This window comes from Thermoproteus sp. CP80, assembly GCF_002077075.2.
Taxonomy (GTDB): Archaea; Thermoproteota; Thermoprotei; order Thermoproteales; family Thermoproteaceae; genus Thermoproteus.
The window spans coordinates 1-1,373 of record NZ_LCWM02000069.1 but is presented as its reverse complement, the minus strand read 5'-3'; the positions used below and the strand labels follow the sequence as shown (position 1 = coordinate 1,373).

The 1,373-nt window shown below is 58.8% G+C and carries 1 protein-coding gene and 1 pseudogene; both read right to left on the bottom strand.

The window, feature by feature from the left end:
• The coding region (locus tag B7L68_RS08400; RefSeq protein ID WP_081247204.1) for an NADP-dependent malic enzyme at window positions 1-1,007 on the bottom strand (1,007 nt) is incomplete at its 3' end.
• 95 nt (window positions 1,008-1,102) lie between these two features.
• Window positions 1,103-1,373, bottom strand: a pseudogene (locus B7L68_RS08395) (acyl-CoA acyltransferase); the annotation flags it as partial.

Here is a 1,373-nt window from a genome sequence, read left to right as displayed (position 1 = left end):
TTGTTGACCTGGTTTGGGAAGTCGCTCCTGCCAGTGGCCACAACCTTAGCCCCTGCCCTCTTGGCCTCCCATGGCCATATCTCCGGCACAGGGTTCGCCAGTGCGAAGACAATAGCATCCTTGTTCATCCTTGAAACCCACTCAGGCTTTATGACGCCGGGCCCTGGGGCCGAGGCTGCGACCACGACGTCGGCCCCCTCGAAGGCCCTCTCTATGGGTGAGTTGGGGGGCAGGTCACCGCCGTTCGTCTCAATGGCTATCTGGTACTGGTAGGGGTCAGTGACCATCAGCTTGTCTATGTCCTTCATCTCCGGGTGGAGGATACCCTTCGTAGTTATGGCCACCACGTTGTGGAGGTTCACGCCCATGACCTTGAGGAGCCTGTAGAAGGCCACGTTGCTCGCGCCGGCGCCGAATATCACTATCCTTACGTCATTAAGCCTCTTGCCTACTACCTTCAGCGCGTTCATGAGGCCGGCCAGCGTAACGGTTGCGGTGCCCTGCTGGTCGTCGTGCCAGACCGGTATGCTCAGCCTCTTCCTCGCCTCGTCAAGTATGTAGAAGCACTTGGGCTTCTCTATGTCCTCGAGGTTTATGCCGCCGAACGAGGGCTCGATAGCCTCTAGGAGCCTGACGAAGTCATCACTGTTCGTGAGCCTGTGAACCAGCGGTACCGCGTCAACCCCTCCCAGGTACTTGAAGAGCAGTGCCTTGCCCTCCATGACTGGGTAGGCGGCCTCAGGGCCCACCCTGCCAAGGCCCAGTACCCTCGTGCCGTCGCTGACCACGGCAATTGTGTTCCACCTTGAGGTTAGCTCAAACGAGAGGTCAGGGTCCCTGCTTATCGCCCTGCTGGGCTCGGCCACGCCAGGCGTGTACCATATTGAAAGGTCCCTCAGCCCTCTTACCGGGACCTTGGGGATGACCTCTATCTTGCCCCCGTAGAAGCGGTGCAAGTTCATGCTGAGCTTATACCACTCCTCCGTCGCCGCTTCCTCCTCAGACAAGCGGGGCGCCCTAGTTAGAGAAGGCCAACAGGGTCTAAAATAGCGGAGTGAATCCTTTAAAAAACCAGCTTTATCCCACTTTTTAATTTTAGGCCTCAGCCGCTGGACTCAAGGACGCCCGAGAACTGCTGCCTCAGCACCTTCTTGTCAGCCTTGCCCGTGCTGGTCAGGGGGATGCTCTGGACCTCTATCACCTTGTCAGGCAGCCACCACTTAGGTATGACGCCCCTGTTGACGAAGTTCTCCGTCAGGAACCTGTTGATTTCATCAGTTGTCAGCTTGCCCTGCCACCCGGGCCTGGGGACGACGAGGGCCACAGGCCTCTCGCCCCACTTGGGGTGCTTGGCGCCTATCACGGCCACCATG